This is a genomic window from Halomonas maura, assembly GCF_030409305.1.
In the GTDB taxonomy this organism is placed as follows: Bacteria; Pseudomonadota; Gammaproteobacteria; order Pseudomonadales; family Halomonadaceae; genus Halomonas; species Halomonas maura.
In genome coordinates, this window is sequence record NZ_JAUFPQ010000023.1 from 457,271 (window position 1) to 478,042 (window position 20,772).

Below are 20,772 nucleotides of genomic sequence, written 5' to 3' on the forward strand. Positions count from 1 at the left end.
GGCGCCCGCGGGCGCCGGGGACCGGCCTGCCGGACGCCCGCATGACCTCACCCGAGACCGCTACCGCCCTGTCCCCGACCCTCGAGCTCGCCATGGCGCTGATGCGCCGCCCCTCGGTCACCCCCGACGACCTGGGGTGCCAGGCGCTGATGATCGAGCGCCTCGAGCGCCTCGGCTTCCAGGTGGAACGCCTGCCCTTCGGCGACGTGGAGAACTTCTGGGCCGTCCATGGCCACCACGGCCCGGTGCTGGCCTTCGCCGGCCATACCGACGTGGTACCCAGCGGCCCCGACGTGCACTGGGAATACCCGCCCTTCGAGCCCTGCATCGACACGACAGGCATGCTCTGCGGCCGCGGCGCCGCGGACATGAAGGGCAGCCTGGCCGCCATGCTCACCGCCGTGGAACGCTTCGTGACCGCCCACCCCGACCACCCGGGACGCATCGCCTTCTTGATCACCTCCGACGAGGAGGGCCCGGCGGTGGATGGCACCCGCGCGGTGGTCGAGCACCTGCGCGAGGCCCACGACCGCCTGGACTACTGCATCGTCGGCGAGCCCTCCTCCACCGAAGCCCTCGGTGACGTGATCAAGAACGGTCGCCGCGGCTCGCTGGGCGGGGTCATGCACGTCAAGGGCATCCAGGGCCATGTGGCCTACCCGCACCTGGCCCGCAACCCCATCCACCAGGTCGCCCCGGCCCTGGACGCCCTGGTGCGCGAGCACTGGGACGGCGGCAATGCCTTCTTCCCGGCCACCAGCTTCCAGATCTCCAACCTGCGTTCGGGCACCGGCGCCACCAACGTGATTCCGGGCGACGTGGAGGTGGTCTTCAACTTCCGCTATTCCACCGAGCTCAGCCACGAGACACTGCGCCGCCGCACCGAGGCCATCCTCGCGGCCCATGACCTGGACTTCCACATCGACTGGACCCTCAACGGCGAACCCTTCCTGACCGCCGCGGGCGAGCTGGTGGACGCCGCGGTCGGCGGCGTGGAGGACGTGCTCGGCCGGCGGCCGGCGCTCTCCACCGCCGGCGGCACCTCCGACGGTCGCTTCATCGCCACCCTGGGCAGCCAGGTGGTCGAGCTCGGCCCGGTCAACGCCACCATCCACAAGGTCAACGAGCGGGTCCGCGCCGCCGACCTCGATGACCTCTCGCGGGTCTACGAGGCCATCCTGGCGCGACTGTTCGCCGCCGACACGCCGCGCCCCTGAGGTCGCCATGGAACGCTACCCCGACATCGAGATCTACCTGGCCAGCGCCGACCTGGAGGCCCTGAGCCGCTGGCTCGGCGAGACCCTCGGCGCCGCGCCCCTGACGCCCGCCGGCAAGCACCGCTGGCGCACCCGGGGGCACGGCGGGGACGAGGACATCCCGGTGCTGCTGGTGACCCAGGCCGCCGACGGCTTCGCCAGCCTGTGGCTCGACAGCCCCCACACCCCCTGGCCCACCGACGCCGACCTCGCCCGCGAGGCCGCCGCGACCCTGGGCTTCGAGGTGCGCTGCTCGCTGGGCGGCTGGCAACCCGGCGACGACCCCGACCGCTTCCTGCGCGTCCTGCCGGACGGCCGCGAGAGCGCCATCGACTGGCCGGACTCCGGCCGCTGAAACGACATCGCCCCGCAGCGGCGGGGCGATGGTCGTCAAGTGCTGAACTGCAGACCGATCAGCAGGCTGGCGAGCGATGATCAGGCGAGGCGAAGCGCGGCGAGGGAGCGGAGCTTGCTTTCGTCAATGAGCATCACGCGGCGCCCTTCCCGCCATGCCTGACCGAGCGCCGGCCGGTGTTCAGGTGATGACGGTGACGTCGTCGGCCTGCAGCCCCCGCTCATTGCGCGATACGTGGTACTTCACCTTCTGGCCCTCGGCCAGGGTACGATGGCCACGGCCGCGGATGGCGCGGAAATGGACGAAGACGTCCTCACCGCTGTCGCGGGTGATGAAGCCGTAGCCCTTGTTGACGTTGAACCACTTGACCTCGCCGATCTCGCGGTCGTCGTCCTCGACCTCCGCCAGGTTGACCAGTTGCGGGGTCAGGGCGTTGACCGCCAGGGTGGCGACCAGCAACAGCAGGAAGACGGCCACCGCCACGGCGACATAGACCACGGCCACGCCGCCCACCTCGAGGCTGGCGAACAACTCCCGGGACAGCTGGCCACCGGTGAGATGGATGCCCAGGGCGATCAGCAACGGGGCCGGCGCGGCCAGCAGCAGGCTGATGATACTGCAGCGAAACACGACCTTTCGATTCATAAACCTTGGATGCTCTCTTGTCGTAGTAAAGGAAGTCTCGGGGCCGAGGTACCCGACGACGCCTGGCGTCGCCCTCGACCCGACTGCACGGGACAGGCCGGCACCACGATGAACGGTGGCACACAGCATAAGGATTCTATCATGCGCGATGATGACACGCCCTCCACCCTTGACAGCCGGCTGGAGGCCCTGGAGAGCCGCATCGCCCACCAGGAACATTGGCTCGACACCCTGGACCGGGCGGTCGCCCAGCAGGAGCGTCGCCTGATGCACCTCGAGCGCCTCGGCGCGCTGATGCAGGAGAAGATCCGCGAGCAGCAACTGGCCCGCCAGGACGACGAAGCGGCGGCACCTCGTCCGCAGGATGAGGTGCCGCCGCATTACTGAAGAACGAAGAGGGAAGAAAGAAGAGGGAGGTGTGAGGTGGCCCTGAAAGAGTAGACATCTCTCCAGGCAGCGTGAGCCATCATCGACGGGGCCACGCTTTTTTCTTCCAGCTGCCAGGCGCGCAGCGCCGGTCTTCCTTCTTCAAGCGGCGTAGCCGCGTTCTTCTCTCTCCGAGTGGCGTAGCCGCGTCTTACAGTTCATCGAGATAGCGCTCGGCATCCAGGGCCGCCATGCAACCGCTGCCCGCCGAGGTCACCGCCTGGCGATAGACGTGATCCATGACGTCGCCGGCGGCGAAGACGCCGGGCACGCTGGTGGCCGTGGCATTGCCCTCGAGGCCGGACCTCACCTTGATGTAGCCGCCGGCCATGTCCAGCTGGCCCTCGAAGATGCCGGTATTGGGGCTGTGACCGATGGCGATGAACACCCCCGGGGCATCGAGCTCCCGGGTGCTGCCGTCCCGGGTGGACTTGAGCCGCGCCCCGGTCACGCCGGTGTTGTCGCCCAGCACCTCGTCGAGGGTGTGGTTCCAGATCAGCTCGACGTTGCCGTTCTGTGCCTTCTCGAACAGCTTGTCCTGCAGGATCTTCTCGGCACGCAGGCTGTCACGGCGATGCACCAGGGTCACCTTGGCGGCGATGTTGGAGAGGTACAGCGCCTCTTCCACGGCGGTGTTGCCGCCCCCCACCACCACGACCTCCTGGTTGCGGTAGAAGAAGCCGTCACAGGTGGCGCAGGCCGAGACCCCCTGGCCCATGAACTGCTGCTCGGATGCCAGGCCCAGGTAGCGGGCGCTGGCGCCGGTGGCGATGATCAGCGCATCGCAGGTATAGGTGCCGTTGTCGCCCTTCAGGGTGAAGGGCCTGTCGCGCAGCTCGACCTCGTGGATGTGGTCGAACAGCACCTCGGTGTCGAAGCGCTCGGCATGGCGCTTCATGCGCTCCATCAGCTCCGGGCCCTGCACGCCGATATCGTCACCGGGCCAGTTGTCCACGTCGGTGGTGGTGGTCAACTGGCCACCGGCCTGCATGCCGGTGATCAGCAGCGGCTTGAGGTTGGCCCGGGCCGCATAGACGGCGGCCGTGTAGCCGGCCGGTCCGGAACCGAGGATGATCAGGCGTTCGTGGCGCGCTTCGCTCATGGGGACCTCGCAACTCTGGAAGGGGGAAAGGGGCAACGGGCTCGGCGATGGCGACCGCGGGTCGGCATGGCCCAGGCCGCTGGGCGGTGAAGCGACGAAGAGGGCGGCCCGCAGGCCGCCCTCCATGACGCCGGGACCGGGCTTAGAGCGCCTCGGCGTGGCTGCCCAGGTACTTGGCGACACCCTCGGCGGTGTCCTTCATGCCTTCCTGGCCTTCGTCCCAGCCGGCCGGGCAGACTTCGCCATTCTGCTGGTGGAACTTGAGGGCCTTGACCATGCGCAGCATCTCGTCGACGTTGCGGCCCAGCGGCAGGTTGTTGACCACCTGGTGCTGGACGACACCGCTCTCGTCGATCAGGAAGGAACCGCGCATGGCGACGCCGGCTTCCGGATGCTCGATGCCGTAGGCCTGGGTGACCTCGTGCTTGACGTCGGCCACGATCGGGAAGCCGACCTCGCCGATGCCGCCCTTCTCCGGCGCGGTCAGGCGCCAGGCATGGTGGGTGAACTGGGAATCGATGGACACGCCGATCACCTCGACGCCGAGCTCCTTGAACTGCGCCAGACGGTTGTCGTGGGCGATGATCTCGGACGGGCAGACGAAGGTGAAGTCCAGCGGCCAGAAGAACAGCACGCGGAGCTTGCCGTTGCTGTCGGACAGCTTGAAGTTGTCGACGATCTCGCCATTGCCGAGGACGGCGGCGGCTTCGAATTCAGGGGCTTGACGTCCAACCAGTACGCTCATGCAGATCTCCTATGAGGGTCGATGATACCCGATGGTGAAGGGATAAGGAGCCGCCTACGCTAGGGCAGGTCGGCCCGCCGCGCCACTAGGCCTGCTCAATGGCACGGATAGTGAAAATCTATCGTGATGCAGGGTGCCCGCCGAGGGGCACTCACAGCACGTCGTCGTCGCGGCCCAGGGTCACCGACTCGAGTTCGCCGCTCACCGGCGAGACCTCGATGCGCAGCTGGATCGGCGCACAGCAGCGCGGGCAATCCTCCCAGGTCGCGTGACTGCCCTGGGAGGCATCCACCTGCAGGTCGAAGGCCGTGTCGCAGTAGGGACAGCGGACCGTCTGACTGTCGAGCTCTTCCTCGTGCACGGGACCTCCCGGGCCTGGTGTCACAGCCAGGGAATATGAGGCGTGACGGTCGGCATTTCAAGGGGACGGCAGCGAGACCGGGCCGACGCAGGTGTTGAAAACGGCTTCTATCATGACCATGTAATCTCATCAGGACCAGGATGGTTCGCTTACTCCCCTGCGAAAGGAGGACACCATGAGCACCGAGTCCACACCGGATACCCTGCAGACCCTCGAGGCCGCCGGCACGACCTACCACTACCACAGCCTGGCGAAGGCCGCCGAGACGCTCGGTGACATCGACCGCCTGCCGATGACGCTGAAGATCCTGCTGGAGAACCAGCTGCGCTTCGCCGACCGGGAGGGCGTCTCCCGCGAGGACATGCAGGCCCTGGTCGACTGGCAGCAGGACGCCGCCTCCAGCCGGGAGATCGGCTATCGGCCGGCCCGGGTGCTGATGCAGGACTTCACCGGCGTGCCGGGCGTGGTGGACCTCGCCTCCATGCGGGCCGCCGTCGAGGCCCTCGGCGAGGAGCCGTCGCGGATCAACCCCCTGTCGCCGGTGGACCTGATCATCGACCACTCGGTGATGGTCGACGAGTTCGGCAACGCCAGCGCCTTCAAGGACAACGTCGCCATCGAGATGCAGCGCAACCGCGAGCGTTACGAGTTCCTGCGCTGGGGCCAGCAGGCCTTCGACAACTTCCGCGTGGTGCCGCCGGGCACCGGCATCTGCCACCAGGTCAACCTGGAGTACCTGGGCAAGACGGTGTGGGCCAGGCAGGAGGACGGCAAGACCCTGGCCTACCCGGATACCCTGGTCGGCACCGACTCCCACACCACCATGATCAACGGCCTCGGCGTGCTGGGCTGGGGCGTGGGCGGCATCGAGGCCGAGGCCGCCATGCTCGGCCAGCCGGTGTCGATGCTGATTCCCGAGGTGGTGGGCTTCAAGCTCACCGGCAAGCTGCGCGAGGGCATCACCGCCACCGACCTGGTGCTGACGGTGACCCAGATGCTGCGCCAACGCGGCGTGGTGGGCAAGTTCGTCGAGTTCTACGGCGACGGCCTCAAGGACCTGCCGCTGGCCGACCGCGCCACCATCGCCAACATGTCGCCGGAGTTCGGCGCCACCTGCGCCTTCTTCCCGGTGGACGACGAGACGCTGCGCTACCTGCGCCTGACCGGTCGCGACGACGACCAGGTCGCGCTGGTCGAGGCCTACTGCAAGGCCCAGGGCCTGTGGCGCGAGCCGGGCGCCGAGCCCATCTACAGCGATACCCTGGCGCTGGACATGCATGAGGTCGAGGCCAGCCTGGCCGGCCCCAAGCGGCCCCAGGACCGGGTCGCCCTGCGCGACATGCCCGCGGCCTTCGCCAAGGTGATGAGCGACGACGGCAAGCCCCCGTCCTCCTCCGAGGACAAGGGCCGGCTGTTCTCCGAGGGCGGCCAGACCGCCGTGGGCGTCGAGGAGAGCTACGAGCACCACGACAGCCAGGAGGTCAGCCTGGACGGCGAGGCCTTCCGCCTCGACCCCGGCGCGGTGGTGATCGCCGCCATCACCTCCTGCACCAACACCTCCAACCCCAGCGTGATGATGGCCGCCGGCCTGCTGGCCCGCAACGCCCGGGCCAAGGGCCTGACCACCAAGCCCTGGGTGAAGACCTCCCTGGCGCCCGGCTCCAAGGTGGTCACCGACTACCTGGCCGCCGGCGGCGTCCAGGAGGACCTGGACGCCCTGGGCTTCAACCTGGTGGGCTACGGCTGTACCACCTGCATCGGCAATTCCGGCCCGCTGCCCGAGCCCATCGAGCAGGCCATCAACGACGGCGACCTGACGGTGGCCTCGGTGCTCTCCGGCAACCGCAACTTCGAGGGCCGCATCCACCCGCTGGTCAAGACCAACTGGCTGGCCTCGCCGCCCCTGGTGGTGGCCTACGCCCTGGCCGGCAACATCCAGCAGGACCTGGCCCGGGATCCCCTGGGGGTCGACCGCCACGGCAAGCCCGTCTATCTCAAGGACGTCTGGCCCTCCCAGGCCGAGATCGCCGAGGCGGTCGAGAAGGTCAAGACCGAGATGTTCCGCAAGGAATATGCCGAGGTCTTCGAGGGCGACGAGGTGTGGAAGGCCATCGACGTGCCCCAGAGCCAGGTCTACCAGTGGTCGGCGGACTCCACCTACATCCAGCACCCGCCCTTCTTCGAGGGCATGGGCCGGACGCCGGAGGCGCTGGAGGACATACAGGACGCGCATATCCTGGCCCTGCTCGGCGACTCGGTGACCACCGACCATATCTCGCCGGCCGGCGCCATCAAGCCCGACAGCCCCGCCGGACGCTACCTGCAGGAGCGTGGCGTCAAGCCGGTGGACTTCAACTCCTACGGCTCACGGCGCGGCAACCACGAGGTGATGATGCGCGGCACCTTCGCCAACGTGCGCATCAGAAACGAGATGCTCGACGGCGTGGTCGGCGGCGAGACCCGCCACGTGCCCTCCGGCGACCAGATGGCCATCTACGATGCGGCCATGCAGTACCAGCAGGAGGGCACGCCCCTGGTGGTGATCGCCGGCAAGGAGTACGGCACCGGCTCCAGCCGCGACTGGGCCGCCAAGGGCACCCGGCTGCTCGGCGTGCGGGCGGTGCTCGCCGAGTCCTTCGAGCGCATCCACCGCTCCAACCTGATCGGCATGGGCGTGGTGCCGCTGCAGTTCCCCGAGGGCGAGAGCCGCGAGACCCTGGGCCTGACCGGCGACGAGCGGGTCTCGGTGACGGGGCTCGGCGAGCTGACCCCGGGCGGCGGCGTCGAGGTGACCATCACGAGCGCCAAGGGCGAGAAGCGGTTCGAGGCGTTGTGCCGCATCGATACCGCCAACGAGCTGGAGTACTACCGCCATGGCGGCATCCTCCACTATGTACTGCGCAAGATGATCGGCTCAGCGTAACGGGCTCGGCCTGACCCGCCGCCTGAGTCCCACAAGCGAAAGCCCCCGCCGGTGACCCGGCGGGGGCTTCTCTGTCGTAGCGCCACTGGCGAGGGGGCGTCAGAAGGAGCGGCGGCGATAGCGGCGATACTCCGGCGACCAGCTGTTGCGCTCGATCGCCCGGCGCAGGGCCGGTCCGTCGGACTTCAGCGCCACGCCCTCCTGCTGGGCCTGGGCCGCCACCTCGAAGGCGATGGCCTTGGACAGCTCGCGGATCTCCGACAGGGCCGGCAGCACCGCGCCCTGGCCGGTCTTGGCCACCGGCGCCTCGCGGGCCAGCGCCCGGGACGCCGACATCAGCATGGCGTCGGTGACTCGCTTGGCGCCGGCCGCCACCACGCCGAGGCCGATCCCGGGGAAGATATAGGCGTTGTTGCACTGGGCGATGGGATAGCGCTTGCCCTGGTACTCCACCGGCGCGAAGGGACTGCCGGAGGCCACCATGGCCTGGCCATCGGTCCAGCGGATCACGTCCTCCGGCAGCGCCTCGGCCCGGGAGGTGGGATTGGAGAGCGGCATCACCAGCGGCGAGGGGCAGCCGGCGTGCATGGTGCGGATCACCTCCTCGGTGAAGATGCCCTGCTGGCCGCACACGCCCAGCAGCACCGTCGGCTTGACCTGCCTGACCACCTCGAGCAGCGACTGGCCGTCCCAGTCGGCCACCAGCGACGGGGCCTGGGCCAGCCGGCGCTGGAAGTCCCGCAGCCAGCCCTGTTCGCTGGTCACCAGGCCCTCCCGGTCGACCATGAAGATGCGCCGACGCGCCTCGGCCTCCGACAGCCCCTCGGCCTGCATGGCCACCACCACCTGCTCGGCGATGCCGCAGCCGGCGGAGCCCGCCCCCACGAACACCACCCGCTGGTCGGCCACGCCCTCGCCACGCGCCTGGCAGGCCGCCATCAGGGTCCCCACGCAGACCGAGGCGGTGCCCTGGATGTCGTCGTTGAAGCAGCACAGCTCGTCGCGGTAGCGCTCGAGCAGCGGCATGGCGTTGGCCTGGGCGAAGTCCTCGAACTGCAGCAGCACCTTGGGCCAGCGGCGCTTCACCGCAGCGATGAAGTCGGCCACGAAGGCGTCGTACTCCTCCTGGGAGATGCGCGGGTGGCGCCAGCCCATGTACATGGGGTCGTCGAGCAGGGCCTGGTTGTTGGTCCCCACGTCGAGCATGATCGGCAGGGTATAGGCGGGGCTGATGCCGCCGCAGGCGGTGTACAGGGAGAGCTTGCCGATGGGGATGCCCATGCCGCCGATGCCCTGGTCGCCCAGGCCGAGGATGCGCTCGCCGTCGGTGACCACGATCACCTTGACGTTGTCCTTGGTGGCGCTGCGCAGGATGTCGTCCATGCGGTCGCGATCGGGGTAGGCGATGAACAGGCCGCGGTGGTTGCGATAGATGTTGGAGAATTCCTCGCAGGCCTGGCCCACCGTGGGCGTGTAGATGATCGGCAGCATCTCCTCGAGATGCTCGCCGACCAGCCGGAAGTAGAGGGTCTCGTTGTCGTCCTGGATGGCCCGCAGGTAGATATGGCGATCCAGGTCGGTCTGGCACTGACGATACTGCCGGTAGGCGCGCTCCGCCTGCTCCTCGATGGTCTCGACGTTCTGGGGCAGCAGGCCGATCAGGTTGAACTCCAGTCGCTCCTCCCGGGTGAAGGCACTCCCCTTGTTGAGCAGCGGCATCTCGAGCAGGGGGGGCCCGGCATAGGGCACATAGAGGGGGCGCTTGGCTTCGGTAGTCATAGTCGTCTCAGCTGTGTCGGGAATCCGGGCCGTGATGCTCTAAGGCTCCTTGGTCGTTACTCTACCACGCCGATGCCCCGGCCATGCAGACGGGGCAGCGCGGGACATGACGCCTTCCAGACTAGACGAAACGCCCGAGGCCCACGGCGTGGCGCAGGCGATCCATGAAGGGGGCGGCCTCGGCCCGGGCCCGCTCGGCGCCCTGGCGCAGCACGGCCTCGATATGGCCGGGATCTTCCAGCAGCGCCTGGTAGCGCTCGCGGGGCTCGCGAAGGTGGGCATTCAGGTACTCGAAGACGCGGTTCTTGGCCTCGCCCCAGCCGATGCCGTTGGCGTACTCGCCGCGCATGGCCGCGGTCTCCTCGGCCGTGGCGAAGGCCGAGTAGATCTGGAACAGCGTGCAGGTGTCGGGATCCTTGGGCTCACCGGGCTCCAGCGAGTTGGTCTTGATCTTGCGCACCAGCTTGAGCAGCTTCTTCTCGGAGACGAACAGCGGGATGGTGTTCTCGTAGCTCTTGGACATCTTGCGCCCGTCCAGGCCGTTGAGCACCTGGACCCGCTCATCCACCACCGCCTCGGGCTGGGTGAAGTACTGGCCCTTGTAGAGATGGTTGAAGCGCCCCGCCATGTCGCGGGCCATCTCGATGTGCTGGATCTGGTCGCGCCCCACCGGTACGCGCTGGGCGTTGAACATCAGGATGTCCGCCGCCATCAGCACCGGATAGCCGAACAGCCCCATGGTGATGCCGCGGTCGGGGTCCTGGTTGCCGGCGTCCTCGTTCTCGGCCACCGCCGCCTTGTAGGCATGGGCGCGGTTCATCAGCCCCTTGGCGCAGACGCAGGAGAGCATCCAGGTCAGCTCGGGGATCTCGGGAATGTCCGACTGGCGATAGAAGATGGCGTTGTCGGTGTCCAGGCCCAGCGCCAGCCAGGTGGCGGCGATCTCCAGGCGCGACGCCTCGACCCGCCGGGGATCCTGGCACTTGATCAGGGCATGCAGGTCGGCGAGGAAGTAGTAGGACTGGACGCTGGGGTCCTGGCTGGCGGCGATGGCCGGCTTGATGGCCCCGACATAGTTGCCGAGATGGGGGGTGCCGGTGGTGGTGATGCCCGTGAGGACACGGGTCTTGTCGGACGGTGCGGTCATGAAGGCGGGACTCTGCTGACTCTCGAATGCCCGCTATGGTAACGCGGCGCCCCGGCCAAGGCGACCTGGGGGCGGGTCACCGGGGGGGGCATGGCGACCGGGTCGATGCCCCGCGCTCGCGGAACATCGGCCCGACGGACCCGCCGATGACGGCGCGGCCTTAGCCGATCAGCTTGTCGGCCGCCACGTACTCGAGGCCGAAGGCCTCCGCCACGGCCCGGTAGGTCAGCTGTCCCTCGTGGACGTTGAGGCCGGCGGCGAAGTGGCGGTCATCGGCCAGCGCCTGCTTCCAGCCCTTGTCGGCCAGGGCGGTGACGAAGGGCATGGTGGCGTTGGTCAGGGCCTGGGTGGAGGTGCGCGCCACCGCCCCCGGCATGTTGGCCACGCAATAGTGCACCACGCCGTCCACCACATAGGTCGGCTCGGCATGGGTGGTGGGCTTGCTGGTCTCGAAGCAGCCGCCCTGGTCGATGGCCACGTCCACCAGCACGCTACCCGGCTTCATCTCGGCGAGCATGGCGCGGGTGATCAGCTTGGGTGCGGCGGCACCGGGCACCAGCACGGCGCCGATGATCAGGTCGGACTCGCGCACCGCCTCTTCCAGGGCATCGGCGGTGGAGAAGACGGTCTTCATGCGCCCCTGGTAGCGGTCGTCCAGGGTCTCGAGGCGCGGGATGGACTTGTCGAGCACGCTGACCTCGGCGCCCAGGCCCAGGGCCATGCGCGCGGCGTTCTCGCCGACCACGCCACCACCGATGACGGTGACCCTGGCCGGCGCCACGCCCGGCACGCCCGGCAGCAGCACGCCGGCGCCGCCCTGGGCCTTCTCCAGGCTGTGGGCCCCGGCCTGCACGGCCATGCGGCCGGCCACGGTGCTCATCGGCGCCAGCAGCGGCAGGCCGCCCTGGGGGGCGGTGATGGTCTCGTAGGCGATGCAGGTGGCGCCGCTCTCCATCAGCCCGCGGGTCAGGGGCTCCTCGGCGGCCAGGTGGAGGTAGGTGAACAGGGTCTGGCCCCGTGACAGGCGGGCGACCTCCTCGGCCTGGGGCTCCTTGACCTTGAGGATCAGCTCGGCCTCGCTCCACACCCTGGCCACATCGGCCTCCAGGCGAGCCCCGGCGGCCGCGTAGTCGGCGTCGGGAAAGCCGGCCCCTTCGCCGGCACCGGCCTGGACGGTCACCGTGTGACCACGACCGACCAGCTCGCGGGTGCCGCTGGGGGTCAGGGCGACGCGGTATTCATGGTTCTTGATTTCCTTGGGAACGGCGATCTGCATGGGAGGTCCTCCGGTGCTTGAATTGTTGGATGAGGGTGGCCCGTCCCTTCATTACAGCACAACAGAACAATCACGATGAGATAGCGCGACAAAAACAAAAAAATAGTAGATATGAACGCCTAGTTGCCGAGCATTGATCCAAATAATGCCAGGCATACAGAATTTCTTCAGCCCATTGGCGACTCATCGACCAGCGCCGGGCGATAACCGGCCAGGAATTCCGTGGGCAGGCGGCGCGGCCGGCCGCTGGACAGCGCGATACAGGCATAGCGCGTGCGGGCCCGCATCAGGGTGCGGCCGTCGGCGGGACGCCACAGCTGGAAGCGACGCGTCAGGGTCAGGCGGCCATCGCAGGCGACGATCCAGGTGGCCAGCTGCAGACGATCCCCCTCGAGGGCCGGCGCCAGGTAGTCGAGCTCGTGGCGATGCACCGCCATGGCCCGATCCAGCGCCCGGTAACGGTCCAGGCCCAGCCCCAGCCAGCGGGAATGGGCCCAACTGGCCTGTTCCACCCAGCGCAGGTACTCGGCGTTGTTGGCATGACCGAAGGCGTCGATGGCAGCCGCCTCGACGTCGACCTCGATCACGAAGGGGTCGGGCAGGTCCCAGGGCATGGCAGCTGTCCCTCCATGGGCATGACGGTCAGGGGGCGTGCGGCGCCGCTCATGGCCGGTGGCGACCGCACTGCCAGCAGGTGTCGAAGGCCGCCTCGAGGCGCTCGCCGCAGCCGGGGCAGGTCCAGGCCGGCCGGTCGTCGCCGTCGGACTGCGCCTCGCGGATCAGCGTCTCGGCCCGCTGCCGGTTGTGCGGCGCCACCCAGACCTCGGGCTCGCATTCGCCGGGGGGCAACTCCCCGGCGCCCCCGCCGAGGGCCAGGTTGCGCCGCTCCACCGGCACGCCGGCCGCCTCCAGCAGGTTGGCCATATGGCCGACCAGCAGCGGATTCGAGTGGGCGAAGACGCGAACGAAGTCGAAGTCACTCATGGCGTCGAGACATGGGCGCGCCCGAGGGGCCGCCATGCGGCCTGCTAGTCGCGGAAGACGCGAACACCCAGCGCCTTGAGATAGGCCGTCTCGGGAATCGCCGGGTGCACCGGGTGGTCCGCCCCCTGATGTCCCTGGAAGAGGATCTGGCCGTGGCGATCCTGGTGGCGCGCGGCGCCGCGCACGACGTCGACCAGGCGCTCCGGCGCCAGGTGCATCGAGCACGAGGCCGAGAGCAGCAGGCCATCGCGGCCCAGCAGGCGCATCGCCTCGCGGTTGAGCTTGCCGTAGGCCCGCTCGCCGGCGGGGATGTCCTTGCGCTTCTTGATGAAGGCGGGGGGGTCGAGGATCACCACGTCGAACTGCTCGTCGTCGGCCTTGAGCGCGGCCAGCGCCTCGAAGGCATCGCCCTCGCCCACCGCCACCTGCTCGTGCAGGCCGTTGAGGGCGGCATTCTCGGCGACCTGCTCGAGGGCCCGGGCGCTGGCATCCACGCACAGCACCTCGCGGGCGCCATGGGCGGCGGCCTGCACGCCCCAGCCGCCGACGTAGCTGAACAGGTCCAGCACCCGCTTGCCGGCCACCAGGCCATTCAGCCAGGCGCGGTTGCCGCGGTGGTCGTAGAACCAGCCGGTCTTCTGGCCGTCGAGCACCGGCACGGTGAAGCGCACGCCGTTCTCCTCGAGCCGCACGGCCTCCGGCAGCTCGCCCTTGACCACCTCGACATGGCTCTCCAGGCCCTCCTGGCGGCGGCCGCCGGTGTCGTTGCGCAGCACCACGACCCGCGGCGCGAGCACCTTGTCGAGGGCGTCCAGGAGCGGTTCGAGGGCCGCCTGCATGCCGGCGGTATTGAGCTGCACCACCAGCACATCGTCGAAGCGGTCGATGATCAGCCCCGGCAGCAGGTCACCCTCGCCGTGCACCAGGCGGTAGAAGGGCTTGTCGAAGAGCCGCTGGCGCAGCGCCAGGGCCTGGTTCAGCCGGTGCACCAGCAGCGACCGGTCGAGCCCCGAGGCCGGGTCCCTCGATACCAGGCGTGCGCAGATCAATGAATGGCCGTTGACGTAGGCCACGCCCATGGGCTTGCCGTTGGCGGCCTCCACCACCGCCTGCTCGCCGGGCGCGAACGCCTTGAGCGGCGTGGCGTCGGTATCGACCTCATTGGAGTAGAGCCACAGGTGGCCCGCCTTGAGGCGGCGGTCGGCATGCTTCTTCAGGCGCAGGGAGCGTAGGGCAGTCATCGGGAACTCTCGAGGAAATCGGATAGGGGCCGGCGGCACGGGGGCGACCGGTTCAGCGCTGGCACTCGGCGCAGAAGACGCTGGCCCGCTGGCCCAGCGTCACCAGGCGCAGCTCGGCGCCACAGCGCCGACAGGGCTCGCCGTCGCGGCCATAGACATTGAGCCGTTGGGCGAAGTAGCCGGGCTCGCCGGTGCCGCCGACGAAGTCGCGCAGGGTGGTGCCGCCCTGGGTGATGGCGGCGGCCAGCACCTCGCGGACGGCCGCCGCCAGCCTCCGGTAGCGCGCCAGCGAGATGCGTCCGGCGGCGCGGCGCGGATCGATGCCGGCCAGGAACAGCGCCTCGGCGGCATAGATGTTACCGACTCCCACCACCACGGCATTGTCCATCAGGAACGGCTTCACGGCCAGGCGACGGCCGCGGGACAGCGCATGCAGCCGCTCGCCATCGAAGGCCTCGGACAGGGGCTCGGGCCCCAGCCGGGCCAGGCGCGGGTCGCGTGCCGCATCGCCCTGGAGCCAGTCGACGAAGCCGAAGCGGCGCGGGTCGTGATAGCGCAGGATGGCGCCGTCGTCGAGCACCAGGTCGACATGGTCGTGCTTCTTGGGAAGCTCGCCGAGCCGTGCGATGCGCAGGCTGCCGGACATCCCCAGGTGCCAGAGCAGGCTGGCCGACGCCGCGTCCGCCGCCTGCACCGGCACCAGCAGGTACTTGGCCCGCCGCGACAGGACACCGATGCGCGCGCCCACCAGCCGCTCGACCAGGTCGTCGGGCACCGACAGGCGCAGGCGCGGCTGGCGCACGATGACCTCGACGATCTCGCGGCCCTCCACATGGGGGGCGATGCCGCGCCGGGTGGTCTCGACTTCGGGCAGCTCGGGCATGGGCAGCATTCCGGCTCGGGGACACTACGCAAGAACCCGACCATCGGGCCGGGTTCAGGCGGACAGGCGAGGGCCTGCGGCGGAAGCGATCACGGGAAACCGCACATTCCCGGATTACTTGATCTTGGCTTCCTTGTACATCACGTGCTTGCGGACCACCGGGTCGAACTTCTTCATCTCGAGCTTGTCCGGGGTGTTCCGCTTGTTCTTGTCGGTGGTGTAGAAGTGGCCGGTACCGGCGCTGGACACCATTCTGATCTTGTCACGCATGAGTCTTCTCCCTTCGGGGTCGCTTAGACGGCTTCGCCGCGCTTGCGAATGTCGCTGAGCACCGCCTCGATGCCCTTCTTGTCGATGATGCGCATGCCCTTGGAGGAGACGCGCAGGCGAACGAAGCGCTTCTCGGACTCCACCCAGAACCGGTGGCTGTGCAGGTTGGGCACGAAACGACGACGCGTCTTGCGCTGGGAGTGTGAAACGTTGTTACCAGTCACCGGGCGCTTGCCGGTAACCTGACATACTTTGGACATGAGAGCCTCCAACCGCTTGGCCAGGTATTGCTACCTGAGTGTTCAAAACCTGTCGGGCAAACCGGGACGACCCCGTTGTCATTTGACCCAAGGGAATTCAAAGGCTGCACTTTATACCAGAGTCGGCCGGGCCAGACAAGCGATGCGCGGTATTATAACAGCCCCCGCTCGGCAAAGGACACCACCTCGCCGTCTCCCACCACGAAATGGTCGAGCACCCGGATCTCGAACAGGCCCAGGGCCTCCTTGAGCCGCGCGGTGATGCGGCGGTCCGCGTCGCTGGGCTCGGCCACTCCGGAGGGATGGTTGTGGGCGAAGATGATGGCGCCGGCGCCCAGCTCCAGGGCCCGGCGGGCGACCTCGCGGGGATACACCGAGGCACTGTCCAGGGTCCCGCGGAACAGCGACTCGTAGCGAATCACCCGGTGCTGGCTGTCGAGGAAGAGGGCGGCGAACTCCTCGTGACCCAGGTGACGCAGCCGCGAGGCCAGGTAGCTGCGCACCAGGCCCGGCGACGTCAGGGCCGCGTCGCGCTCGAGCCGACTGGCCAGGTGGCGCCGGGAAAGCTCCATGACGGCCTGCAGCTGCACGAACTTGGCCTGGCCCAGGCCGCGCTGGGCACAGAACCTCGCCTGGTCGGCCTCCAGCAGGGGACGCAGGCCGCCGAAGCCCGACAGCAGGTCCCGGGCCAGGTCCACCGCCGAGCGCCCCGCCACCCCCACGCGCAGGAAGATCGCCAGCAACTCGGCGTCGGACAGGGCCTCGGCCCCCAGCGCCAGCAACTTCTCCCGCGGCCGCTCACCCTCCGGCCAGTCGCGAATCGACATCCCGGCCTCCCTGCTCGCCCGGCGTGCTCGCCCCCAGTGTAGCCGCCCCACGCCGGGCGCGTGGCTACGCAATCCCCCCGGCGAATGATAAAGTGGTCGACCGAATTTCCGCTCGGACACCGCCCTATGTCGCTATCGCCCGGCCGTCGCAAGGCCAGCCGCCCTGGCGAGGACCGCCCTGGCGAGGGCCGCCGCATACTGCTCGGCATCAGCGCCGGCATCGCCGCCTACAAGAGCGCCCAGCTGGCCCGCCTGCTCAAGCAGGCGGGTCACGAGGTACGCGTGGTCATGACCGAGGGTGCCCAGGCCTTCATCACCCCGCTGACCCTGCAGGCCCTGACCGGCGAAGCGGTGCGCACCTCGCTGCTCGACCCCGAGGCCGAGGCCGGCATGGGCCATATCGAGCTGGCCCGCTGGGCCGAGCTGATCCTCGTCGCCCCGGCCACCGCCGACCTGATGGCGCGCCTGGCCCACGGTCATGCCGACGACCTGCTCACCACCCTGTGCCTGGCCAGCGATGCCGAGAAGGTCATGGCGCCGGCCATGAACCAGGCGATGTGGCGCCAGCCGGCCACAGTGCGCAACGCCCGCCGGCTGGCCGAGGACGGCTGGCGGTTGCTGGGCCCGGACAGCGGCGACCAGGCCTGCGGCGACGTGGGGCCCGGGCGCATGCTGGAGCCCGAGGCGATCCTCGCGGCGCTGGACGACACGCCCGGGGACGCCGCCGGCCTGACCGTGGTGATCACGGCGGGGCCGACCCGCGAGCCCCTGGACCCGGTGCGCTACCTCTCCAACCACAGCTCGGGCAAGATGGGCTTCGCCCTGGCCGCCGCCGCCGCCACCCTCGGCGCCCGCGTGCTGCTGATCAGCGGTCCCGTGGCGCTACCCACGCCGGCGGGGGTCGAGCGCCACGACGTGGAGAGCGCCCGGGAGATGCACGACGCGGCCCACCGGCTGGCCCAGGGCTGCCACCTCTTCATCGGCTGCGCCGCCGTCGCCGACTACCGGGCCGAGACCCCGGCCGAGCACAAGATGAAGAAACGCGAGGGCGAGCACACCCTGACCCTGCGGCTGGTGAAGAATCCCGACATCATCGCCAGCATCGCCGCCCGCGAGGATCGCCCCTACGTGGTCGGCTTCGCCGCGGAGACCCGCGACCTGGAGGCCTACGCCCGCGACAAGCTCGCCCGCAAGGGCCTCGACATGGTGGTGGCCAACGACGTCTCCCGGGCCGGCCTGGGCTTCGGCGCCGACGACAACGCCGCCCTGCTGGTGTGGCGGGAGGCCGGGGCCACCGACCAGCGCACGCTGCCGCCGCAGCCGAAATCGCAGCTCGCCATGGCCGTGGTTCGCCAGGCGATCGACCGGCTGCGTGCCGCCCCCCCATCCTGACGACACGACCGCTACTGGACACCCCGATGCCGACGATCCCCGACCGCCCTCGCCTCGCCGTCAAGCTGCTCGACGAGCGCCTGCGCGACCACCTGCCCCACTACGCCACCGCCGGCTCCGCCGGCATGGACCTGCGCGCCCTTCTCGACGCCCCCCTGGTGCTCGCGCCCGGCGACTGCGAGCTGGTGCGTACCGGGCTGGCCATCCATATCGCCGACCCGGGGCTCGCCGGGATGATCCTGCCCCGCTCGGGCCTGGGCCACAAGCATGGCATCGTGCTCGGCAACCTGGTCGGCCTGATCGACTCCGACTACCAGGGCGAGCTGATGGTCTCGGTCTGGAACCGCGGTGCGGCGCCCTTCACGGTGGAGCCCTTCGAGCGGTTGGCACAGTATGTGCTTGTTCCCGTGGTGCAGGCCGAACTCCAGGTCGTCGACGACTTCCACGCCAGCGTGCGCGGCGACGGCGGCTTCGGCAGTTCCGGACGACACTGAGCCACCCCGCGCTCTCCAACAGGAAACGATGCTATGACGTCAGACACCGCCACTACCGCTCCCGCCTCGATCTTTCGTGCCTACGACATCCGCGGGATCGTCGACGACACCCTCACCGAGCCCGGCGTCGAGACCATCGGCCGCGCCATCGGCAGCGAGGCCCGGGCCCGGGGCGAATCCACGGTGATCGTCGCCAGGGACGGACGCCTCTCCGGCCCGCGCATGCTCGCCGCCCTGACCCGCGGCCTGACCGCCACCGGCTGCGACGTGATCGACATCGGCATGGTGCCCACGCCGGTGCTCTACTACGCCACCCACGTGCTGGAGGGCACCACCTCCGGGGTGATGGTCACCGGCAGCCACAACCCGCCCGACTACAACGGCTTCAAGATCGTGCTGGGCGGCGAGACCCTCTCCGGCGAGGCGATCACCGACCTGTATCGCCGCCTCCAGCAAGGCGACCTGGCCGAGGGCCGGGGCGAGGTCCGCGAGGAGGACGTGCGCGAAGCCTATCTGGCGCGCATCCTCGGCGACGTGAGCCTGGCCCGGCCGCTCAAGGCGGTGGTCGACTGCGGCAATGGCGTGGCCGGCGAACTGGGTCCGCAGCTGGTCGAGCGCCTGGGCGCCGAGACGCTGCCGCTGTTCGCCGAGATCGACGGCACCTTCCCCAACCACCACCCGGACCCCGGCAAGCCGGAGAACCTCGAGGACCTGATCCGCACCGTCCGCGAGACCGGTGCCGACATCGGGCTGGCCTTCGACGGCGACGGCGACCGCCTGGGGGTGATCACGCCCCAGGGCAAGCTGATCTATCCGGACCACCTGATGATGGCCTTCGCCGAGGACATGCTGTCGCGCAATCGCGACGCCCGGGTGATCTTCGATGTCAAGTGCACCGGCAACCTGGCCCGGGTGATCGATGAGGCCGGCGGCACGCCGGAGATGTGGCGCACCGGCCACTCGCTGATCAAGGCGCGCATGAAGGAGACCGGGGCCCTGCTCGCCGGCGAGATGAGCGGCCATATCTTCTTCAAGGAGCGCTGGTACGGCTTCGATGATGGCCTGTATGGCGCCGCCCGGCTGCTGGAGATCCTGTCGCGGCAGGGCGACGACGCCGACACCTTCTTCGAGCGTTATCCCCAGGACATCGGCACCCCCGAGATCAACATCACGGTGACCGACGAGACCAAGTTCGACCTGGTGGACCGCCTGGCCCGGGAGGGCGACTTCGGCGAGGACGGCGTCAAGACCACCCTGGACGGCATCCGGGTCGACTATCCGGACGGCTGGGGCCTGTGCCGCGCCTCCAACACCACGCCGGTGCTGGTGCTGCGCTTCGAGGGCAAGGACGACGCGGCCCTCGCCCGCATCCGTGGCCGCTTCGCCGCGGCCCTCGAGCAGGTGGCGCCGACGCTCGAGCTGCCGCTGTAAGGCGAGCCTCCAAGAGACGAGACCAAGGGAACCCGACATGACCGAACAGACCCGCGACCCGCGCCAGGTGGTGGAGGTGCTCTCCGAGGCGCTGCCCTACATCCAGCGCTTCTCCGGCAAGACCGTGGTGGTGAAGTACGGCGGCAACGCCATGACCGAGGACACCCTGATCGACTCCTTCGCCCGCGACATGGTGCTGATGAAGGAGGTCGGCATCAATCCGGTGGTGGTGCATGGCGGCGGCCCGCAGATCGGCGATCTGCTGGAGAAGCTCAAGATCGAGTCGCGGTTCGTCAACGGCATGCGGGTCACCGACGCCGAGACCATGGACGTGGTGGAAATGGTGCTCGGCGGCCTGGTCAACAAGGGCATCGTCAACCTGATCAACCAGTGTGGCGGCAAGGCCATCGGCCTGACCGGCAAGGACGGTGCCCAGATCCGTGCCCGCCAGCTCAAGGTGGAGCACCAGAGTCCGGAGATGACCGCCCCGGAGATCATCGACATCGGCCACGTGGGCGAGGTGGAGCACATCTCCACCGATCTCATCGAGATGCTGGCGGCCCGGGACTTCATCCCGGTGATCGCCCCGATCGGCGTCGATGACGCCGGGCGCAGCTACAATATCAACGCCGACCTGGTGGCCGGCAAGGTGGCCGAGGCCCTGGACGCCGAGAAGCTCATGCTGCTGACCAATGTCGCCGGCCTGATGAACGCCGAGGGCGAGGTGCTCACCGGCCTGACCACCGGCCAGGTGGACGCCCTGATCGCCGACGGCACCATCCATGGCGGCATGCTGCCGAAGATCCGCTGCGCCCTGGACGCCGTGAAGGGCGGCGTCGCGAGTGCGCATATCGTCGATGGCCGGGTCCCCCACGCCACCCTGCTGGAGATCTTCACCAACGCCGGGGTCGGCACCCTGATCACCAACGCCCGACGCGACGAGACCTCGGCCGACTGACGCTGCCCCATCGAACC

The 20,772-nt window shown here is 69.1% G+C and carries 22 protein-coding genes; 8 read left to right on the plus strand and 14 right to left on the minus strand.

Going from position 1 to position 20,772, the window contains the following annotated elements:
• Positions 1-41 precede the first annotated feature (41 nt).
• Together dapE and QWY76_RS16765 are read left to right on the plus strand one after the other, a co-directional pair.
• The gene (gene dapE, locus QWY76_RS16760; RefSeq protein ID WP_290312471.1) at positions 42-1,217 is read left to right on the plus strand and encodes a succinyl-diaminopimelate desuccinylase; all 1,176 of its coding nucleotides are present in this window, start codon (positions 42-44) and stop codon (positions 1,215-1,217) included.
• Positions 1,218-1,224: 7 nt separating this feature from the next.
• Complete coding sequence (locus QWY76_RS16765; RefSeq protein ID WP_290312472.1) at positions 1,225-1,611, plus strand: baculoviral IAP repeat-containing protein; 387 nt, start codon at positions 1,225-1,227, stop codon at positions 1,609-1,611.
• A gap of 180 nt (positions 1,612-1,791) precedes the next feature.
• Here QWY76_RS16765 and QWY76_RS16770 read toward each other — a convergent pair whose 3' ends face one another.
• Positions 1,792-2,256, minus strand: coding sequence for a cold-shock protein (locus tag QWY76_RS16770; protein ID WP_281380451.1), 465 nt, complete (start codon positions 2,254-2,256; stop codon positions 1,792-1,794).
• A 141-nt stretch (positions 2,257-2,397) separates the two neighbouring features.
• Between QWY76_RS16770 and QWY76_RS16775 the strand changes: the two genes are divergently transcribed.
• A complete protein-coding gene (locus QWY76_RS16775; RefSeq protein WP_290312473.1) occupies positions 2,398-2,643 on the plus strand; it encodes a SlyX family protein in 246 nt (81 codons plus the stop codon).
• A 190-nt stretch (positions 2,644-2,833) separates the two neighbouring features.
• Here the strand turns inward: QWY76_RS16775 and trxB are convergent, their stop codons facing one another.
• From trxB to QWY76_RS16790, 3 genes are all read right to left on the minus strand, one after another.
• Positions 2,834-3,784 carry a thioredoxin-disulfide reductase gene (gene trxB, locus QWY76_RS16780; protein ID WP_290312474.1) on the minus strand — a complete coding sequence of 317 codons (951 nt, stop codon included), beginning with the start codon at positions 3,782-3,784 and terminating at the stop codon, positions 2,834-2,836.
• A 142-nt stretch (positions 3,785-3,926) separates the two neighbouring features.
• Complete coding sequence (locus QWY76_RS16785) at positions 3,927-4,529, minus strand: peroxiredoxin (protein ID WP_290312475.1); 603 nt, start codon at positions 4,527-4,529, stop codon at positions 3,927-3,929.
• A gap of 151 nt (positions 4,530-4,680) precedes the next feature.
• The gene (locus QWY76_RS16790; protein WP_290312476.1) at positions 4,681-4,890 is read right to left on the minus strand and encodes a zinc ribbon domain-containing protein; all 210 of its coding nucleotides are present in this window, start codon (positions 4,888-4,890) and stop codon (positions 4,681-4,683) included.
• A 175-nt stretch (positions 4,891-5,065) separates the two neighbouring features.
• On the opposite strand from QWY76_RS16790, the gene acnA reads away from it, so the two are divergent.
• Positions 5,066-7,813, plus strand: a complete 2,748-nt coding sequence (acnA, locus tag QWY76_RS16795) for an aconitate hydratase AcnA (RefSeq protein WP_290312477.1) — start codon at positions 5,066-5,068, stop codon at positions 7,811-7,813.
• A gap of 99 nt (positions 7,814-7,912) precedes the next feature.
• On the opposite strand, the gene QWY76_RS16800 is transcribed toward acnA, so the two are convergent.
• From QWY76_RS16800 to radC, 10 genes are all read right to left on the minus strand, one after another.
• Positions 7,913-9,592 carry an NAD-dependent malic enzyme gene (locus QWY76_RS16800; RefSeq protein WP_290312478.1) on the minus strand — a complete coding sequence of 560 codons (1,680 nt, stop codon included), beginning with the start codon at positions 9,590-9,592 and terminating at the stop codon, positions 7,913-7,915.
• A 121-nt stretch (positions 9,593-9,713) separates the two neighbouring features.
• Positions 9,714-10,739, minus strand: coding sequence for a tryptophan--tRNA ligase (gene trpS, locus QWY76_RS16805; RefSeq protein WP_290312479.1), 1,026 nt, complete (start codon positions 10,737-10,739; stop codon positions 9,714-9,716).
• Between the two features lie 160 nt (positions 10,740-10,899).
• Positions 10,900-12,015, minus strand: coding sequence for an alanine dehydrogenase (gene ald / locus QWY76_RS16810; protein WP_290312480.1), 1,116 nt, complete (start codon positions 12,013-12,015; stop codon positions 10,900-10,902).
• Positions 12,016-12,182: 167 nt separating this feature from the next.
• A complete protein-coding gene (locus QWY76_RS16815) occupies positions 12,183-12,629 on the minus strand; it encodes an acyl-CoA thioesterase (RefSeq protein WP_290312482.1) in 447 nt (148 codons plus the stop codon).
• Positions 12,630-12,678: 49 nt separating this feature from the next.
• Complete coding sequence (locus QWY76_RS16820) at positions 12,679-12,999, minus strand: putative signal transducing protein (protein ID WP_290312483.1); 321 nt, start codon at positions 12,997-12,999, stop codon at positions 12,679-12,681.
• Between the two features lie 44 nt (positions 13,000-13,043).
• Positions 13,044-14,240 carry a class I SAM-dependent rRNA methyltransferase gene (locus QWY76_RS16825; RefSeq protein WP_290312484.1) on the minus strand — a complete coding sequence of 399 codons (1,197 nt, stop codon included), beginning with the start codon at positions 14,238-14,240 and terminating at the stop codon, positions 13,044-13,046.
• A 52-nt stretch (positions 14,241-14,292) separates the two neighbouring features.
• Positions 14,293-15,123, minus strand: coding sequence for a bifunctional DNA-formamidopyrimidine glycosylase/DNA-(apurinic or apyrimidinic site) lyase (gene mutM / locus QWY76_RS16830; protein ID WP_290312485.1), 831 nt, complete (start codon positions 15,121-15,123; stop codon positions 14,293-14,295).
• 114 nt (positions 15,124-15,237) lie between these two features.
• Complete coding sequence (rpmG, locus tag QWY76_RS16835; RefSeq protein WP_021819788.1) at positions 15,238-15,393, minus strand: 50S ribosomal protein L33; 156 nt, start codon at positions 15,391-15,393, stop codon at positions 15,238-15,240.
• A gap of 23 nt (positions 15,394-15,416) precedes the next feature.
• Positions 15,417-15,653, minus strand: a complete 237-nt coding sequence (rpmB, locus tag QWY76_RS16840; RefSeq protein WP_126483875.1) for a 50S ribosomal protein L28 — start codon at positions 15,651-15,653, stop codon at positions 15,417-15,419.
• A gap of 152 nt (positions 15,654-15,805) precedes the next feature.
• A complete protein-coding gene (gene radC / locus QWY76_RS16845) occupies positions 15,806-16,480 on the minus strand; it encodes a RadC family protein (RefSeq protein ID WP_290312487.1) in 675 nt (224 codons plus the stop codon).
• A 126-nt stretch (positions 16,481-16,606) separates the two neighbouring features.
• Here radC and coaBC point away from each other — a divergent pair, with 126 nt between their 5' ends.
• From coaBC to argB, 4 genes are read left to right on the plus strand one after another with little or no spacing between them, the layout of a single operon-like run.
• A complete protein-coding gene (gene coaBC / locus QWY76_RS16850) occupies positions 16,607-17,872 on the plus strand; it encodes a bifunctional phosphopantothenoylcysteine decarboxylase/phosphopantothenate--cysteine ligase CoaBC (protein ID WP_290312488.1) in 1,266 nt (421 codons plus the stop codon).
• Positions 17,873-17,898: 26 nt separating this feature from the next.
• A complete protein-coding gene (gene dut, locus QWY76_RS16855) occupies positions 17,899-18,366 on the plus strand; it encodes a dUTP diphosphatase (protein WP_183385456.1) in 468 nt (155 codons plus the stop codon).
• Between the two features lie 33 nt (positions 18,367-18,399).
• The gene (locus QWY76_RS16860; RefSeq protein WP_290312490.1) at positions 18,400-19,797 is read left to right on the plus strand and encodes a phosphomannomutase/phosphoglucomutase; all 1,398 of its coding nucleotides are present in this window, start codon (positions 18,400-18,402) and stop codon (positions 19,795-19,797) included.
• 37 nt (positions 19,798-19,834) lie between these two features.
• Positions 19,835-20,755 carry an acetylglutamate kinase gene (gene argB, locus QWY76_RS16865; protein ID WP_290312491.1) on the plus strand — a complete coding sequence of 307 codons (921 nt, stop codon included), beginning with the start codon at positions 19,835-19,837 and terminating at the stop codon, positions 20,753-20,755.
• Positions 20,756-20,772: the final 17 nt, after the last annotated feature.

What these genes read in the sequence shown, in the direction of transcription:
- dapE (WP_290312471.1), top strand. Translation starts at nt 42, where the DNA reads ATGACCTCACCCGAGACCGCTACCGCCCTGTCCCCGACCCTCGAGCTC.
- QWY76_RS16765 (WP_290312472.1), top strand. Translation starts at nt 1,225, where the DNA reads ATGGAACGCTACCCCGACATCGAGATCTACCTGGCCAGCGCCGACCTG.
- QWY76_RS16770 (WP_281380451.1), bottom strand. Translation starts at nt 2,256, where the DNA reads ATGAATCGAAAGGTCGTGTTTCGCTGCAGTATCATCAGCCTGCTGCTG.
- QWY76_RS16775 (WP_290312473.1), top strand. Translation starts at nt 2,398, where the DNA reads ATGCGCGATGATGACACGCCCTCCACCCTTGACAGCCGGCTGGAGGCC.
- trxB (WP_290312474.1), bottom strand. Translation starts at nt 3,784, where the DNA reads ATGAGCGAAGCGCGCCACGAACGCCTGATCATCCTCGGTTCCGGACCG.
- QWY76_RS16785 (WP_290312475.1), bottom strand. Translation starts at nt 4,529, where the DNA reads ATGAGCGTACTGGTTGGACGTCAAGCCCCTGAATTCGAAGCCGCCGCC.
- acnA (WP_290312477.1), top strand. Translation starts at nt 5,066, where the DNA reads ATGAGCACCGAGTCCACACCGGATACCCTGCAGACCCTCGAGGCCGCC.
- QWY76_RS16800 (WP_290312478.1), bottom strand. Translation starts at nt 9,592, where the DNA reads ATGACTACCGAAGCCAAGCGCCCCCTCTATGTGCCCTATGCCGGGCCC.
- trpS (WP_290312479.1), bottom strand. Translation starts at nt 10,739, where the DNA reads ATGACCGCACCGTCCGACAAGACCCGTGTCCTCACGGGCATCACCACC.
- ald (WP_290312480.1), bottom strand. Translation starts at nt 12,015, where the DNA reads ATGCAGATCGCCGTTCCCAAGGAAATCAAGAACCATGAATACCGCGTC.
- QWY76_RS16815 (WP_290312482.1), bottom strand. Translation starts at nt 12,629, where the DNA reads ATGCCCTGGGACCTGCCCGACCCCTTCGTGATCGAGGTCGACGTCGAG.
- QWY76_RS16820 (WP_290312483.1), bottom strand. Translation starts at nt 12,999, where the DNA reads ATGAGTGACTTCGACTTCGTTCGCGTCTTCGCCCACTCGAATCCGCTG.
- QWY76_RS16825 (WP_290312484.1), bottom strand. Translation starts at nt 14,240, where the DNA reads ATGACTGCCCTACGCTCCCTGCGCCTGAAGAAGCATGCCGACCGCCGC.
- mutM (WP_290312485.1), bottom strand. Translation starts at nt 15,123, where the DNA reads ATGCCCGAGCTGCCCGAAGTCGAGACCACCCGGCGCGGCATCGCCCCC.
- rpmG (WP_021819788.1), bottom strand. Translation starts at nt 15,393, where the DNA reads ATGCGTGACAAGATCAGAATGGTGTCCAGCGCCGGTACCGGCCACTTC.
- rpmB (WP_126483875.1), bottom strand. Translation starts at nt 15,653, where the DNA reads ATGTCCAAAGTATGTCAGGTTACCGGCAAGCGCCCGGTGACTGGTAAC.
- radC (WP_290312487.1), bottom strand. Translation starts at nt 16,480, where the DNA reads ATGTCGATTCGCGACTGGCCGGAGGGTGAGCGGCCGCGGGAGAAGTTG.
- coaBC (WP_290312488.1), top strand. Translation starts at nt 16,607, where the DNA reads ATGTCGCTATCGCCCGGCCGTCGCAAGGCCAGCCGCCCTGGCGAGGAC.
- dut (WP_183385456.1), top strand. Translation starts at nt 17,899, where the DNA reads ATGCCGACGATCCCCGACCGCCCTCGCCTCGCCGTCAAGCTGCTCGAC.
- QWY76_RS16860 (WP_290312490.1), top strand. Translation starts at nt 18,400, where the DNA reads ATGACGTCAGACACCGCCACTACCGCTCCCGCCTCGATCTTTCGTGCC.
- argB (WP_290312491.1), top strand. Translation starts at nt 19,835, where the DNA reads ATGACCGAACAGACCCGCGACCCGCGCCAGGTGGTGGAGGTGCTCTCC.